At 67.6% G+C, this 12,725-nt stretch carries 15 protein-coding genes; 7 read left to right on the top strand and 8 right to left on the bottom strand.

The features are described 5' to 3' along the window. Positions 1–4: 4 nt before the first annotated feature. Positions 5–1,678, bottom strand: coding sequence for a thiamine pyrophosphate-binding protein (locus ACK8CO_RS08495; protein WP_414898842.1), 1,674 nt, complete (start codon positions 1,676–1,678; stop codon positions 5–7). Between the two features lie 124 nt (positions 1,679–1,802). Between ACK8CO_RS08495 and ACK8CO_RS08490 the strand changes: the two genes are divergently transcribed. Together ACK8CO_RS08490 and ACK8CO_RS08485 are read left to right on the top strand one after the other, a co-directional pair. Further along, positions 1,803–2,345, top strand: a complete 543-nt coding sequence (locus ACK8CO_RS08490; protein ID WP_414898841.1) for an NADPH-dependent FMN reductase — start codon at positions 1,803–1,805, stop codon at positions 2,343–2,345. A gap of 86 nt (positions 2,346–2,431) precedes the next feature. Next, complete coding sequence (locus ACK8CO_RS08485) at positions 2,432–3,292, top strand: acyl dehydratase (protein ID WP_414898840.1); 861 nt, start codon at positions 2,432–2,434, stop codon at positions 3,290–3,292. A gap of 75 nt (positions 3,293–3,367) precedes the next feature. Here ACK8CO_RS08485 and rnhA read toward each other — a convergent pair whose 3' ends face one another. The 7 genes from rnhA to ACK8CO_RS08450 form a co-directional block, all read right to left on the bottom strand. Beyond that, entirely contained in the window at positions 3,368–3,820 is a 453-nt protein-coding gene (rnhA, locus tag ACK8CO_RS08480; RefSeq protein WP_414898839.1) for a ribonuclease HI, read from the bottom strand. A gap of 157 nt (positions 3,821–3,977) precedes the next feature. Further along, positions 3,978–4,574 carry a class I SAM-dependent DNA methyltransferase gene (locus ACK8CO_RS08475; protein ID WP_414898838.1) on the bottom strand — a complete coding sequence of 199 codons (597 nt, stop codon included), beginning with the start codon at positions 4,572–4,574 and terminating at the stop codon, positions 3,978–3,980. Next, positions 4,571–5,023, bottom strand: coding sequence for a DUF3429 domain-containing protein (locus tag ACK8CO_RS08470; RefSeq protein WP_414898837.1), 453 nt, complete (start codon positions 5,021–5,023; stop codon positions 4,571–4,573). The genes ACK8CO_RS08475 and ACK8CO_RS08470 overlap by 4 nt, the downstream gene beginning before the upstream one ends. After that, a complete protein-coding gene (locus ACK8CO_RS08465; RefSeq protein WP_414898836.1) occupies positions 5,020–5,634 on the bottom strand; it encodes a LysE family translocator in 615 nt (204 codons plus the stop codon). Before ACK8CO_RS08465 ends, ACK8CO_RS08470 begins: the two co-directional genes overlap by 4 nt. Further along, positions 5,634–6,584 (bottom strand): 4-hydroxy-3-methylbut-2-enyl diphosphate reductase, encoded by a 951-nt coding sequence (gene ispH / locus ACK8CO_RS08460; protein WP_414898835.1) that lies wholly within the window; start codon positions 6,582–6,584, stop codon positions 5,634–5,636. Before ispH ends, ACK8CO_RS08465 begins: the two co-directional genes overlap by 1 nt. Before the next feature lie 64 nt (positions 6,585–6,648). Next, a complete protein-coding gene (locus tag ACK8CO_RS08455; protein WP_414898834.1) occupies positions 6,649–7,095 on the bottom strand; it encodes a YqaA family protein in 447 nt (148 codons plus the stop codon). A gap of 105 nt (positions 7,096–7,200) precedes the next feature. Beyond that, positions 7,201–7,773 carry an NYN domain-containing protein gene (locus ACK8CO_RS08450; RefSeq protein WP_080614922.1) on the bottom strand — a complete coding sequence of 191 codons (573 nt, stop codon included), beginning with the start codon at positions 7,771–7,773 and terminating at the stop codon, positions 7,201–7,203. A gap of 118 nt (positions 7,774–7,891) precedes the next feature. On the opposite strand from ACK8CO_RS08450, the gene folK reads away from it, so the two are divergent. From folK to ACK8CO_RS08425, 5 genes are all read left to right on the top strand, one after another. Continuing rightward, the gene (folK, locus tag ACK8CO_RS08445; protein WP_414898833.1) at positions 7,892–8,530 is read left to right on the top strand and encodes a 2-amino-4-hydroxy-6-hydroxymethyldihydropteridine diphosphokinase; all 639 of its coding nucleotides are present in this window, start codon (positions 7,892–7,894) and stop codon (positions 8,528–8,530) included. Positions 8,531–8,567: 37 nt separating this feature from the next. Further along, positions 8,568–8,930, top strand: a complete 363-nt coding sequence (rpoZ, locus tag ACK8CO_RS08440) for a DNA-directed RNA polymerase subunit omega (RefSeq protein WP_080614924.1) — start codon at positions 8,568–8,570, stop codon at positions 8,928–8,930. A 60-nt stretch (positions 8,931–8,990) separates the two neighbouring features. After that, positions 8,991–11,108, top strand: coding sequence for a RelA/SpoT family protein (locus tag ACK8CO_RS08435; RefSeq protein ID WP_080614925.1), 2,118 nt, complete (start codon positions 8,991–8,993; stop codon positions 11,106–11,108). Positions 11,109–11,140: 32 nt separating this feature from the next. Next, the gene (locus ACK8CO_RS08430) at positions 11,141–11,785 is read left to right on the top strand and encodes a DUF2062 domain-containing protein (RefSeq protein WP_369822851.1); all 645 of its coding nucleotides are present in this window, start codon (positions 11,141–11,143) and stop codon (positions 11,783–11,785) included. An 83-nt stretch (positions 11,786–11,868) separates the two neighbouring features. Continuing rightward, positions 11,869–12,621, top strand: a complete 753-nt coding sequence (locus tag ACK8CO_RS08425; protein ID WP_414898832.1) for a pyridoxine 5'-phosphate synthase — start codon at positions 11,869–11,871, stop codon at positions 12,619–12,621. The last annotated feature ends 104 nt before the right edge of the window (positions 12,622–12,725 follow it).

Below are 12,725 nucleotides of genomic sequence, written 5' to 3'. Positions count from 1 at the left end.
CGGTTCAGTCCTTCGACTGCGCCGCCTCGCCCAGCGCCCGCGCCTCGGACAGGGTCAGCCCCGTGGCCAGCGCCTCGGGGTCCAGTCGCAGTTCGATCACGAAGGGCCGGTCGGAGGCCAGCGCCCGCTCGAGCGCGGGGGCGAAGGCGGCCTGATCGGTCACGGTCTCGCCCTCGCCGCCATAGGCCCGCGCCAGCGCCGCGTAATCGGGATTGACCAGATCGGTGCCGCTGACCCGGCCGGGATATTTCCGCTCCTGATGCATGCGGATGGTGCCGTAGCGGCCGTTATTGGCGACGATCACCACCACATTGGCGCCGTGTTGCACCGCCGTCGACATCTCGTTGAGGGTCATCTGGAAACAGCCGTCGCCCGCGAGGCAGATTACCGGCAGCCCGGGGCGGGCCAGCTTGGCCGCGATCGCGGCGGGAAAGCCGTAGCCCATCGAGCCCGAGGTCGGCGCCAGCTGGGTGCCGGGGCCGCGATAGCGGAAATAGCGGTGCAGGAAGGCGGCGTAATTGCCAGCGCCATTGGTCAGCACCGCGGTCTCGGGCAATGTCTCCGACAGGTGGGTGACGACCTCTTCCATCCGGACCGCCCCCGGGGTCGGTTTGGGCGTGGTCCAGGCCTCGTAATCGGCGCGGGCGGCCCGGGTCCAGGCCGACCAGCGCGGCGGCGTTGCGGGCGCGCCCGCCCGGGCCAGGGCCGCGACCACGTCGGGGGCGCTCAACGCGATGCCTGGATCGGGACGCCAGATCCGGCCAAGCTCGTCCGGGTCGGGATGGACATGGACCACGCGCTTGTCCTGCACGGCCGGGTCCATCAGCGAATAGCCCGCGGTCGCGGTATCGCCCAGCCGGGTGCCCAGCGCGATCACCAGATCGCAATCCCGCAGGCGCTGGCCCAGCACCGGGTTCATGCCGACACCGAGATCGCCGACATAGTTCGGGTGGCGGTTGTCGAGCCGGTCCTGACGGCGGAAGCTGACCGCGACCGGCAGGTCGTGGCTTTCGGCGAAGCGCGCCAGATCGGTTGCCGCCTGCGCCGACCAGTGCGGCCCGCCCACCACGACCAGCGGCCGTTCGGCCTCGTCCAGCGCGGTCAGGACGGCGGCCACCTGTGCCGGGGTCGGGTCGGGTTCGGGCCAGATCCGGGCCGGAATGTCGGGCACCTTGGCAATGCCGCTCAGCATGTCCTCGGGCAGGGCCAGCACCACCGGCCCCGGGCGCCCCGATTGTGCGGTATGGAAGGCGCGCGAGATGTATTCGGGCAGCCGACGGGTCTCGTCGACCTCGGCCACCCACTTGACCAATGGCCCGAAGAAGCGCCGGTAGTCGAGTTCCTGAAAGGCTTCGCGGTCGCGGTCGCTGCGCGCGATCTGGCCGACGAAGACCACCATCGGCGTCGAATCCTGCCGTGCGACATGCAGCCCGCTGGCCGCGTTGCAGGACCCGGGCCCGCGGGTGACGAACAGTACGCCGGGCCGGCCGGTCAGCTTGGCATGGGCCTCGGCCATCATTGCCGCGCCGCCCTCGTGACGGCAGACCACATTCGGGATGCCGGCATCGTAAAGCCCGTCGAGCGCGGCCAGAAAGCTTTCGCCGGGTACCGAGAACACCCGCTCGACCCCCTGGATCGCCAGTTGGTCGGCCAGGATCTTTCCGCCGTGACGCCGCATGTTTTTCCCTTTCCTCCGATCCCCATCGGGAGCAGCCTGCGCCAAGCCTGCGGCAGGAGCAAGGCGCGCCGCGTGCAGGACTGCGTCGGAGGACTGTCGGGCGGAACCGGAACGGAGAAAGAAGATGTCCGATCACAAGCTGTTGGGAATCGCGGGGGCTCTGCGCAAGGGGTCCTATAACCGGATGCTGCTGTGCGAGGCGGCGCGGATCTTCGACCCGGCCGAATTCGTCGAGGCCGATCTCAGGCTGCCGCTGTTCGATCAGGATCTGGAGGACGCGTCGGGCATTCCGCCCGGGGTTCAGTGCCTTGCCGATCAGATCGCCGCGGCCGATGCGGTGGTGATCGCGGGGCCCGAATACAACAAGAGCATCACCGGCGTCCTGAAGAACGCGCTCGACTGGGTCAGCCGGACCGGAGGCACGCCCTGGGCCGACAAGCCGGTGGCCATCGTCTCGGCGACGGGCGGCCGGGCCGGGGGCGAACGGACGCAATTCGCGCTCAGGCTGTGTCTGGTGCCGTTCCGGGCGCGGGTTCTGGCCGGTCCCGAGGTCCTGGTGGGGCTGGCCCCGGAGCAGTTCGACGCGGCCGGGCGGCTGACCAACGAGATCAACCTCAAGGCGCTCGAGGCGCTGATGCAGGCTCTGAAGGCGGAAATATCTCGTTAATCGGTCTCGTGCATAGTCCCTGCGCAGGCGGGCTGTCGTCGTGACCGCCCCTGTCAGTCCAGAGGCCGGAAGAGAGACCGCGAAGAATGCCAGAGCCCGCCGACATCAGCGGCCCCGGTACGGACGCCCCGAAAGAGGCCGTCGGGAAGTCACAGGTCGCCACGGATGTGCTCGATCCCACCCGGATCGTGGCGCTGTTCGTCGCCCTCGGTCTCGAGGGCAAGCCGCCGGGCCATTACGATCCGCTGCCGCCCTATTTCCACCAGGTCTATTTCTGGGATGTGCACCGTCCCGACCAGCTTGGCCGGGACGGTCTTCCGCATGTCGGCGGCAACGGGTTCATTCCCGATCTGGGCCTGCCGCGGCGGATGTGGGCCGGGGGGCGGCTGACCTTCTACGGCCCGCTGCGCCAGGGGCTGCCGGCACAGAAGACCTCGACCATCGAGAAGGTTCAGATCAAGAAGGGCCGGTCGGGGCCGCTGGCCTTCGTTACGCTGCGCCACGATATCGTCGAGGGCGGCATGCTGCGGGTCACGGAATACGAGGATCTGGTCTATCTGCCCGATCCCGCCCGGCCGCGCCCGGCCGCGCCCGCCGCGCCCGAAACCTGGGAAGACGCAGTCGAGATGACCTTCACGCCGACGCTTCTCTTCCGCTATTCGGCGCTGACGCTGAACGGTCACCGCATCCATTACGACCGCGACTATTGCCAGCGGGTCGAGGGCTATCCGGGGCTGGTGGTGCAGGGCCAGCTGCTGGCGCAGTTCCTGATGCTGAGGGCCAATGCCCATGGCACGATCCGGCATTTCAGCATGCGCGCCTATGCACCGGTCTTCGATTTCGAGACGGTGCAGCTTTGCCGGGCGGGCGACCGCTACTGGATCCGGGGCGAGGATGGTCGCCTGGCAGTGATGGGCGAGGCCGTCTTCGCACCCAGCGCGCTTTGATCCGTCCCGCCGCCTTCTTGGGTGCCCTCTGTCTCGCCTCTACTCTCGACTTGCCGAGGTGAATGCAGACAGAACCTAGCGCTTGTAGGGAGCCATGCCGGCGCGGGCCAGTTCGTCGGCGCGTTCGTTCTCGGGATGGCCGGCATGGCCCTTGACCCAGGTCCAGGTCACCTTGTGGCGGGCCTGTGCCGCATCGAGCCTTTGCCAGAGCTCGACATTCTTCACGGGTTTCTTCGCCGCCGTCTTCCAGCCATTCTTCTTCCAGCCGTGAATCCAGCCGGTGACGCCGTTCTTCACATAGGCGCTGTCGGTGACGACGGTGATTTCCGAGGGACGGCTCAGGCTTTCCAGCGCGTTGATCGCGGCCAGAAGCTCCATCCGGTTGTTGGTGGTCGCTGCCTCGCCGCCCGAAAGCTCGCGCTGCTTGAGCACGCTGTCGCCCTCGCGAGCCTGCAACAGCGCGCCCCAGCCGCCCGGTCCCGGGTTTCCGCTGCAGGCGCCGTCGGTATAGGCGAAAAGCTCGGCCATGATGCTGTCCTTCCTGGTCTGGTCCCGTCTGGCCTCCGTTGGGCTGCCGTCTGGCGATCTCCTGGCCACGGAGAGGTCAGGGTCGGGCGGGTTTAGGGCGCGTCGCGCGCCGGGTCAATCGGGCCCGGGTCACGGCCCGGGGCACGGGCCGGTCTGCTCAGTCGGGGCGGCGGGCCAGCAGATAGAGGCTGGCGAAGGGGCTGCCGTCGAAGCCGGTGCCGGGCTCGGTCTCTTCGGCCTCTATCGCGAGGCCCGCGCGCTCCAGCGCGGCGCCGAAGCCTCCTGGTGTGACATAGGTGTAAAACCGCCCGAGCCGGTCCCGCGCCTCGCCCTCGCCCTGTTTCATCGCGACCGCGAAGACGCCCCCGGGCCGGAGCGCCCGGGCGATGGCGCCCAGATGGGCGGGCAGGGCGGCGCGCGGGGCGTGCAGCAGGCTGAAATGCGCCCAGACCCCGTCGAAGGCGGCCTCGGCCTCGAGATCGGCAAAGCCCGCGACCTCGACATGTATCCCGTGGCGGGCCCTGGCGACGGCGGCCATTTCCGGGCAGGCATCGAGCGCCGTCACGCGCAACCCCGCAGCCGCCATCCCGGCCGCAGCCCAGCCCGGCCCGCAGCCGAGATCGAGTGCCGCACCGCCCGCGGGCAGGCGGGCGATGAAGGCGGCCAGCCGGTCCTGCGCGACCCGGCCGTGATGGATCGCCGAATAGGCCTCGGCCCGGGCCGCGTAGACGGCCAGCGTTCCGGCGTCGCTCACAGCAGCAGCGGCAGCGCGAGGCAGCCGGTCGCCACGGCGGCCAGCGGCAGGCGCAGCCGCAGCCACCAGCCCGGGGCAAGCCCGAGCTTCCAGAAGAAGAAATCGAGCAGCAAGAGCCCCAGATAGCCCGCGATCAGCGCGATGAGGCTGCCTTCGGGGCCGCCCCCCACCATCAGGAAGGCCCAGATCGCGGGCAGCACCGACAGCCCGCAGGCGGGGCCCGCGACCGGCCCGTCGGCCCGGCCGGCAAAGCCCCAGAGAATGCCCGACATGAAGACCAGCAGCACGGTGCCGTAGAAGTTCAGCAGGTAGATCCCCATGAAGCGGGGTCCGACGGTCTGGATGCCGATGTCGAACAGGCCCGGCACGGTCGCGCTGAGCGTGCCCCAGATAAGCGGCAGAAGCGCGGTCAGGCCCAGAAGAAGCGGTGTGCGTGGAATGTCGGTCATGCTGCCTCGAAGGCCAGTTTCAGCCCCAGCCCGGCGAAGACCGCGGCAAAGCCCCGGTTGAGCCAGGCCATGGCGCGGGCGCTGGCCAGAAGGCGGTCGCGGGCGGCGGCGGCAAAAAGCCCGTAGCCGAGAAAGACTGCAAGGGTCAGGCCCATGAACACCCCGCCAAGGGTCAGCATCTCGGCCGTCGCGGTGGCCGGGGCGCCCGACAGGAAGGGCGGCAGGAGCGCCAGGAAGAAGAGCGAGAGCTTGGGATTGAGGATGTTGATCAGCGCGCCGCGCAGGGCGATCCGGAAGACCCCGTCGCGCCCCGTCCGTTCGCCGATCTGCAGCGCGCCGCCCTGCCGGACCGCCTGCCAGGCCAGATAGATCAGATAGGCGACGCCCGCGAATTTGACGATCTGGAAAAGCAGTGCCGAGGAATGCAGAAGGGCCGCGAGCCCCAGCATGGCGGCGGCCAGATGCGGCAGGATCCCGAGGGTGCAGCCGAGCGCGGCGGGCAGCACGGCCCGGTGTCCCTGCCCCAGCGACATCATCAGCGTGTAGACGACGCCGGAGCCCGGGGCCAGAACCACCACCAGCGCGGTCAGCAGGAACTGCGTCGACAGCATCAGGCCAGTTCGCGCACGATGCGCGGCAGGCGGAACTCGATGCTCTCGTCGGCGGTCACGACCTCCTCGACGGTCAGATCGAAGCGGTCGCGGAAGGCCTGCATCACTTCCTCGATCAGCACATCGGGGGCCGAGGCTCCGGCGGTCAGCCCGATGGCCGAGGCCCCCTCGAGCGCGCGCCAGTCGATATCGGCGGCGCGCTGCACCAGCTGGGCATAGTCGCAGCCCGCATTGGCGGCGACCTCGACCAGACGGCGCGAATTCGACGAGTTCGGCGCCCCGACCACCAGCAGCGCCTGCACCTTCGGCGCCACGGTCTTGACCGCGCCCTGGCGGTTGGTGGTGGCGTAGCAGATGTCTTCCTTGTGGGGCCCCTCGATATTCGGGAAGCGCGCCTTCAGCGCCGCGACGACGCCCTGGGTGTCGTCGATCGACAGCGTGGTCTGGGTGATATAGGCCAGCCGGTCGGGGTCGCGCACCTCGAGCCCCGCGACCTCGTCGGCGGTCTCGATCAGCAGCACCTCGCCCTCGGGCAGCTGGCCCATGGTGCCTATGGTCTCGGGATGGCCGCGATGGCCGATCATGACCATCTGCTTGCCGTTCTCGTGATGGCGCTGGGCCTCGAGATGGACCTTGGACACAAGCGGGCAGGTGGCGTCGACATAGACCATCTCGCGGCGCCGGGCCTCGGCGGGCACCGCTTTCGGCACGCCATGGGCCGAGAAGATCACCGGCCGGTCGGGCGGACAGTCCTCCAACTCCTCGACGAAGACGGCGCCCATGTCGCGCAGCCGGTCGACCACGAACTTGTTGTGGACGATCTCGTGGCGGACATAGACCGGGGCACCCCATTTCGCGAGGGCGGCCTCGACGATCTTGATCGCGCGGTCGACGCCGGCACAGAAGCCCCGGGGGGCGGCGAGAAAGAGAGTCAGCGGCGGCTTGGTCATGGGCTCTGTCTCCTGTTCGACTGTCAGAGGTAAACCCGGCCGGGCCGCGCGTAAAGTCCGGGGCTCAGCCAGAGGCCGCCGCAGTGGCCCAGGCGAGCGCGGCATATCGCCCGGTCTTGGCCAGCGTGACCAGAAGCAGGAACAGCCAGATCGGCGTGCGCATCATGCCCGCGACCACGGTGAAGGCATCGCCGAAGGGCGCCCAGCTCAGCAAGAGCGTCCAGACGCCCCAGCGCCCGTACCAGTGCTGGGCCCGGTCGAGCTGGGCCTCGCTGGCGGGGAACCAGCGGCGGTGGCGGAACCGCTCGATGCCGCGGCCGAGCAGGTAGTTCACGACCGCGCCCAGCACGTTGCCGATGCTGGCCACCAGGATCAGCCAGCCGATGCTGATCTGCCCGGCCAGCTGCAGCCCGACAAAGACCAGTTCGGACTGGAACGGCAGGATGGTGGCCGCGCCGAAGGCGGCGGCAAAGAGCGCGAACAGCTGAAGAACGAGGGGCGAGACGGGCATCGCTTCCTTGAGATGCGGTGCGATGCCCGGGTTTCAAGCATGTCGGACCGGCTTTCAGGCACGCAGGGGGGAGGCGGGCCGTGCCGGTCTCGGCGCTTGTCGGGCTCAGTCGTTCTGGGCGGTTTCCGAGCGCGGTTCGGCGCGGGGCTCGCGCGGGGGGCGGCCGATCACCTCTTTCAGCTCGTCGAGCTCGATGAAGTTGTCGGCCTGGCGGCGCAGCTCGTCGGCGATCATCGGGGGCTGGCTGCGGATGGTCGACACCACCGAGACCCGGACTCCCTGACGCTGGAGGCTTTCGATCAGCGGCTTGAAGTCGCCATCGCCCGAGAACAGCACGACATGATCGACGCGGGGCGCCAACTCCATGGCATCGACGGCCAGTTCGATATCCATGTTGCCCTTGACCTTCCGGCGGCCCTGGCTGTCGGTGTATTCCTTCGCGGGCTTCGTCACCATGGTGAAGCCGTTGTAGTTCAGCCAGTCGACAAGCGGACGGATCGGAGAGTAGTCGTCATTCTCGAGCAGCGCAGTGTAGTAGAAAGCCCGGAGCAGCTTGCCTCTGCGCATGAATTCCTGTCGGAGGAGCTTGTAGTCGATGTCGAAGCCCAGCGCCTTCGCGGCGGCATAGAGATTCGATCCGTCTATGAACAGCGCCAAGCGCTCGTCTCTGTAAAACATCGTTGGTCCTTCTGGTCAGCGCCCGCCGGATGAACGCCGAGAGTGGTTTGATGAGGGGGGCATTCTTGAAAAACTTAGTCCTGCGGGCCGTCAAATGAACATGTAAGGATCGCGCCATATGCCGCAACCTGAAAAATCAATACCAGCATGGCCAAAAGGCCTGATTGCCCTCGGCGGGAATATGGGATCCGGAGCCGGCGCGCCTGAAGCGACCCTGGCGGCGGGGCTTGCCGCGCTCGAGACCGAATCGGTCCGAATCGTGAAAATCAGCAGATTTTATCATACGCCGAGCATGCCGGAAGGGTCGGGACCCGAATTTGTGAACGCGGTGGTCGAGATCGCGACCGATCTTTCCGCCACGGCCTTGCTGGCTCGCCTGCACGGGATCGAGGCGCGATTCGGCCGCGAACGCCGTATCCGCTGGGCGCCGCGCACGCTCGATCTCGATCTGCTCGATCTGGATGGCGCGGTGCTGCCCGATGTCGCCGTGCAGGCGCGCTGGATGGGGCTGACGCCGGAGGCGCAGGCCCGCGAGGTCCCCGACCGCACGATCCTGCCGCATCCGCGGATACAGGATCGTGCCTTCGTGCTGGTCCCCCTGGCCGAGATCGCGCCGGACTGGCGCCATCCGGTGTCGGGACAGACCGCGCAGGAGATGCTGGCGGCCCTGCCTGCGGCCGAAATCGCGGGCATTTCGCCGTTTTCGGGGCCATGGTCAGGTGTATCCGCTCTTGTCAAGACCTATCCAAGCCAATAGATAGGGGGTTCAACTTTCCAATGGAGCGGAGAGACCCATGGCCCGCGTGACGGTCGAAGATTGTGTCGACAAGGTACCGAACCGGTTCGAGCTGGTGATGCTTGCCGCCCATCGCGCCCGTGAGGTGGCTTCGGGTGCCAGCCTTACCGTGGATCGCGACAACGACAAGAACCCGGTCGTCGCCCTGCGCGAGATCGCCGAGGAGAGCCAGTCGGCCGACGATCTGCGCGAGCGGATGATCGAGGCGCATCAGACCCAGATCGAGGTCGACGAGCCCGAAGAGGATTCGATGGCGCTGCTGATGGGCGGTGCGGCCAGCGAACCCGACCGTCCGTCGGATGACGACATGTCGGAAGAGAAGCTCCTGCGCGCGCTGATGGAAGCCCAGGGTCAAAGGTAGGACGGCCGGGGCGCGGGCGGGCCTGTCGGCTCGTGGCGCCCCCTTCAAGATGGCGGCCAGATGATCGACGTCGAAGACCTGATCTCGCTGGTCCGCAACTATAATCCCCGCACGGACGAAGATCTCATCCGCCGCGCCTATGCCTATGGGCGCGAGATGCATGCCGGGCAGCGGCGCCGGTCGGGCGAGGAATATTTCATGCATCCGGTCGCGGTCGCCGCGATCCTGACCGAGCAGCGGCTGGACGATGCGGCCATCGTCACGGCGCTTTTGCATGACACGGTCGAGGACACCAAGTCGACCTTCTCCGAGATCGAGCGGCTGTTCGGTCGCGAGGTGGCCGAACTGGTCGATGGCGTGACCAAGCTGACCAATCTGCAGCTGACTTCGAACGAGACCAAGCAGGCCGAGAATTTCCGCAAGCTCTTCATGGCGATGTCGAAGGATCTGCGGGTGATCCTCGTCAAGCTCGCGGACCGGCTGCACAACATGCGCACGATCAAGTCGCTGCCGATCGAGAAGCAGGTGCGCAAGAGCCACGAGACCATGGATATCTACGCGCCGCTTGCGGGCCGGATGGGCATGCAGTGGATGCGCGAGGAGCTGGAAGACCTGGCCTTCCGGGTGCTCAATCCCGAGGCGCGCAACTCGATCATCCGCCGCTTCATCACGCTGCAGCGCGAGTCGGGCGACGTGATCCAGAAGATCACCCAGGACATCCGAAAGGAGCTGGACCGCGAGGAGATCGAGGCCGATGTCTTCGGCCGGGCCAAGAAGCCCTATTCGATCTGGCGCAAGATGGAGGAGAAGGGGCAGGGCTTCTCGCGGCTGTCGGACATCTACGGCTTTCGCGTCATCACCCAGAGCGAGGGCGACTGCTACCGGGTTCTGGGCGCGATCCACCAGCGCTGGCGGGCGGTACCGGGCCGGTTCAAGGACTATATCAGCCAGCCCAAGTCGAACGGCTACCGCTCGATCCAGACCACGGTGTCGGGGCGCGACGGCAAGCGGGTCGAGGTGCAGATCCGCACCCGGCAGATGCATGAGGTGGCCGAATCGGGCGTCGCCGCGCACTGGTCCTATCGCGATGGCGTCAGGGCCTCGAACCCGTTCGCGGTCGATCCGGCGAAATGGCTGGCCTCGCTGACCGAGCGGTTCGAGACCGAGGACCATGACGAGTTCCTCGAGCATGTGAAGCTCGAGATGTATTCCGACCAGGTGTTCTGCTTCACGCCCAAGGGCGATGTGATCAAGCTGCCCCGGGGCGCGACGCCGCTGGATTATGCCTATGCGATCCACACCCGGATCGGAGACAGCTGCGTCGGTGCCAAGGTCGACGGCATCCGCGTGCCGCTCTGGACGCGGCTTAAGAACGGCCAGTCGGTCGAGATCATCACCGCCGAGGGCCAGCGCCCGCAGGCGACCTGGATCGACATCGTCGTCACCGGCCGCGCCAAGGCCGCGATCCGCAAGTCGCTGCGCGAGGAAGACCGCGAACGCTATATCAAGCTCGGCCGCGAACTGGCACGGGTGGCGTTCGAGCATCTGGGCAAGAAGGCGACCGACAAGGCGCTGCGCACTGCCGCCAAGACCTTCGGCCTGGCCGGCGCGAACGAATTGCTGGCCCGGCTCGGCTCGGCCGAGATGCGGGCCCAGGACGTGGTCGAGGCGCTCTATCCCGAGCTGGCCAACACCACCGGTGACGAGATCGACGCGACCCGCGCGGTGATCGGTCTCTCGCCCGACGAATCCTTCACCCGGGCGCCCTGCTGCCAGCCGGTGCCCGGCGAGCGCATTGTCGGCATCACCTATCGCGGCCGGGGCGTGATCGTGCATGCGATCGACTGCCCGGTGCTGGAGAAGTTCGAGGAACAGCCCGAGCGCTGGGTCGATCTGCACTGGCATTCGGGCAAGCATCCGGCGGTGCATAATGTCGGCTTCCTGCTGACGATCCGGAACGATGCCGGCGTGCTCGGCCGGATCTGCACCTTGATCGGCGAACAGAAGGCCAATATTTCCGATATGGAATTCGTCGACAAGAAGCCCGATTTTTACCGCTTGCTGGTTCAAGTGGATTTGCGGGACGTCGAGCATCTTCACACCGTGATGACAGCTCTTGAGGCTGAAAGCGACGTGGCCGAGTTGGAGAGATACCGAGACCCCGCGCGCACGATGTAAGGGGCCACCCGCTGGAAAGGACCCAAGGCTTGGTGTTCAAGCGCCGCGACAAGAGAAGCGTCGGCAAGATCTTGCTCGACAGCGTCTATCCGCGCGGCGGATGGGGGCGGGCGGCCTATTACATATCGCACCGCCTGCGCCGGCTGCCGGACACGCCGCGCAAGATCGGGCGTGGCATCTTCGCCGGTGTCTTCACGGTCTTTACCCCGTTCTATGGCCTGCATTTCCTGATCGCGGGGCTGCTGGCCAAGGCGATGCGCGGCAATATCCTGGCCGCGCTGCTGTCGACGCTGGTCGGCAATCCGCTGACCTATGTGCCGATCGGGGTGGCCTCGCTCAAGCTGGGGCACTTCCTGCTGGGGACGCGCTTCGACGAGAATGTCGACGAGACGCTGGTGGCGAAATTCGCCGGGGCGGCCTCGGATCTCAAGAACAACCTGATTGCGCTGTTCACCGATGCGGTGCCGCACTGGGCGCGGCTGTCGGTCTTCTATCACGAGGTGTTCCTGCCCTATATGGTGGGCGGCTGCATTCTCGGTATCGTTGCCGGGCTGATCTCTTATTATGCCAGCGTGCCGGTGCTGACCGCCTATCAGAACCGCCGCCGCGGGCGGCTGAAGAAGAAGCTGAGCGAGCTGCGGGCCAGTGCCGCGGCCAAGGCCGAGGACCGGGGCTGAGGACTGCTGCTCAGGGCCGGGGCTGAAGACCGTGGCAGGGAGCCGGGACGGAGAGGTCTCCTGGGGGGCTGGGAGGAGAGAGAATGACAGCGACCGGAAACGGGCTTCGGCTCGGCGTGAACATCGACCATGTGGCCACGCTGCGCAACGCCCGCGGCACGGCCTATCCCGATCCGCTGCGCGCGGCCTTGCTGGCCGAGGCGGCTGGGGCCGACGGCATCACCGCGCATCTGCGCGAGGACCGGCGGCATATCCGGGATGCCGATATCGACGCGCTGATGGCGGGGCTGAGGGTGCCGCTCAATCTCGAGATGGCGGCGACCGACGAGATGCAGGCGATTGCGCTTCGGCATCGCCCGCATGCGGTGTGCCTTGTGCCTGAACGGCGCGATGAACGCACCACCGAAGGCGGGCTCGACGTGGCAGGCGACGCCGCGCGGCTGGCGCGTTTCATCGCGCCCCTGGCCGGGGCCGGCTGCCGGGTCTCGCTGTTCATTGCCGCTGATCCGGCCCAGGTCGAGGCCGCGGCAGAGGTCGGCGCGGCGGTGGTCGAGCTGCATACCGGCGCCTATTGCGATTTCCACCACGAGGGCAGGTTGGCCGAGCGCGATGCCGAGCTTGCCCGGCTGACGGCGATGGCGCGGCATGCGCAGGGGCTGGGCCTCGAGGTGCATGCGGGCCATGGGCTGACCTATGAGACGGTGGCCCCGGTGGCGGCCCTGCCCGAGATCCGCGAGCTCAATATCGGGCATTTCCTGATCGGCGAGGCGGTCTTCCTCGGGCTCGGCGACTCGATCGCGGAGATGCGCCGCCGGATGGAGGCCGCGCGCGGCTAGATCTGCGGCCCCCGCGCCCGCGTTGCTGCCCGGCGTTCCGTGCCCCCCCGGCCGGGGGGCTCCGGCCATAAGGCGTTGGCCGGAAGGCGAGACGCCTGGACCCG

Origin of the sequence: Rhodovulum sp. HP10 (assembly GCF_047553435.1) — a bacterium.
GTDB lineage: Bacteria > Pseudomonadota > Alphaproteobacteria > Rhodobacterales > Rhodobacteraceae > Rhodovulum.
This window is presented reverse-complemented; position numbering and strand designations above follow the sequence as displayed.

Coding starts and splice junctions, on each gene's coding strand:
- ACK8CO_RS08455 (WP_414898834.1), bottom strand. CDS start 7,095: ATGCCCGTCTCGCCCCTCGTTCTTCAGCTGTTCGCGCTCTTTGCCGCC.
- ACK8CO_RS08470 (WP_414898837.1), bottom strand. CDS start 5,023: ATGACCGACATTCCACGCACACCGCTTCTTCTGGGCCTGACCGCGCTT.
- ACK8CO_RS08425 (WP_414898832.1), top strand. CDS start 11,869: ATGACAGCGACCGGAAACGGGCTTCGGCTCGGCGTGAACATCGACCAT.
- ACK8CO_RS08435 (WP_080614925.1), top strand. CDS start 8,991: ATGATCGACGTCGAAGACCTGATCTCGCTGGTCCGCAACTATAATCCC.
- rpoZ (WP_080614924.1), top strand. CDS start 8,568: ATGGCCCGCGTGACGGTCGAAGATTGTGTCGACAAGGTACCGAACCGG.
- rnhA (WP_414898839.1), bottom strand. CDS start 3,820: ATGGCCGAGCTTTTCGCCTATACCGACGGCGCCTGCAGCGGAAACCCG.
- ACK8CO_RS08485 (WP_414898840.1), top strand. CDS start 2,432: ATGCCAGAGCCCGCCGACATCAGCGGCCCCGGTACGGACGCCCCGAAA.
- ACK8CO_RS08490 (WP_414898841.1), top strand. CDS start 1,803: ATGTCCGATCACAAGCTGTTGGGAATCGCGGGGGCTCTGCGCAAGGGG.
- ACK8CO_RS08450 (WP_080614922.1), bottom strand. CDS start 7,773: ATGTTTTACAGAGACGAGCGCTTGGCGCTGTTCATAGACGGATCGAAT.
- ACK8CO_RS08465 (WP_414898836.1), bottom strand. CDS start 5,634: ATGCTGTCGACGCAGTTCCTGCTGACCGCGCTGGTGGTGGTTCTGGCC.
- ispH (WP_414898835.1), bottom strand. CDS start 6,584: ATGACCAAGCCGCCGCTGACTCTCTTTCTCGCCGCCCCCCGGGGCTTC.
- folK (WP_414898833.1), top strand. CDS start 7,892: ATGCCGCAACCTGAAAAATCAATACCAGCATGGCCAAAAGGCCTGATT.
- ACK8CO_RS08495 (WP_414898842.1), bottom strand. CDS start 1,678: ATGCGGCGTCACGGCGGAAAGATCCTGGCCGACCAACTGGCGATCCAG.